Genomic DNA, 1,192 nt, shown 5'->3' on the forward strand with positions numbered 1-1,192 from the left:
ATCGAAGGGGATCGCCTTGGTGGCAACCAAGGCGATCAACATGTCATGCACGTGGTCCAACTTAGTAGTTAGTTCCATCAATACAGTTACTAAATAGATGATAATCGCAATGCTTGCTCCTCAACTCATGAAAGTAGTGATCATGGCGAGAAAATCTGAACGGCCGGCGTTGGTGCTGACGCAGGAACAACGCATCAAGCTGCAAGAACTTGCTGCTTCGCGTGTGGCGCCTGCGCGCGAGGTGGAGCGTGCCAAGGTGATGCTGGGTTACGCCGATGGCATCTCGATCACCGAACTTCATCGCCGCCTTGGGTTCAGCCGACCCATGATCTACCGATGCGTAGACAAGGCGCTGGCCGCAGGCGTTCAGATGGGGCTCAAGGACAAGTACCACCGGCCACATGAGCCCGAGATAAGCGACGAAGCGAAGGCTTGGGTGGTCAGCATCGCATGCACAAAACCCAAGGATCATGGACTGGCAGCCGAGTTGTGGTCGATCTCGGCGTTGGCGCGATTTGTTGGTGAGCACGCGCAGATGGCAGGCTTTCCCCGCCTGGCAAATGCGGGCAAGAGCACGGTCTGGCGCATCCTGGACGATAACGACATCAAACCGCACAAGATTCGCTACTACCTGGAAAAGCGTGACCCCGACTTTGACCGCAAGATGCAGGAAGTCCTGATGGTTTATCGGGACGTTTCTCTCTACACCGAAGGCGCTGTCCATGATGCGCGGCCCAACCCCATCTACACCGTCAGCGTCGATGAGAAGCCAGGTGTTCAAGCCATCGGGCTGACCGCACCCGATTTGCCGCCGGTACCGGGCAAGGCACCGAATGTCGGGCGTGACTACGAGTACGTTCGTCGCGGCACAGTGTCCATCCTGGCCGGCATCGACCTGCACTCGGGCCACATCTTTGCCAACATCGAGGACCGCCACCGCAGTGTCGAATTCATCGGTTTGCTCAAACAACTCGATGCGCATTACCCCGAGGATGCCATCATCCGGGTAGTGCTGGACAACCACTCGGCCCACATCTCCAAGGAGACCATGGCGTATCTCAGCAGCCGCCCCGGGCGCTTCGAGTATGTTCATACGCCCAAGCATGGTTCCTGGCTCAACTTGATTGAGTGCGTCTTCTCCAAGATGGCTCGAACATTCCTGCGGCATATCCGTGTCACATCCAAAGACGAT

The 1,192-nt window shown here is 57.0% G+C and carries 1 protein-coding gene; it reads left to right on the plus strand.

Features of this window, described 5'->3' with window-relative positions:
• Positions 1 to 142: 142 nt before the first annotated feature.
• Positions 143 to 1,192: IS630 family transposase (locus PY257_RS14855; protein WP_275743226.1), on the plus strand; the 1,050-nt coding region annotated here is incomplete at its 3' end.

It is taken from the genome of Curvibacter soli, assembly GCF_029211125.1.
Classification (GTDB): Bacteria; Pseudomonadota; Gammaproteobacteria; order Burkholderiales; family Burkholderiaceae_C; genus Curvibacter_A; species Curvibacter_A soli.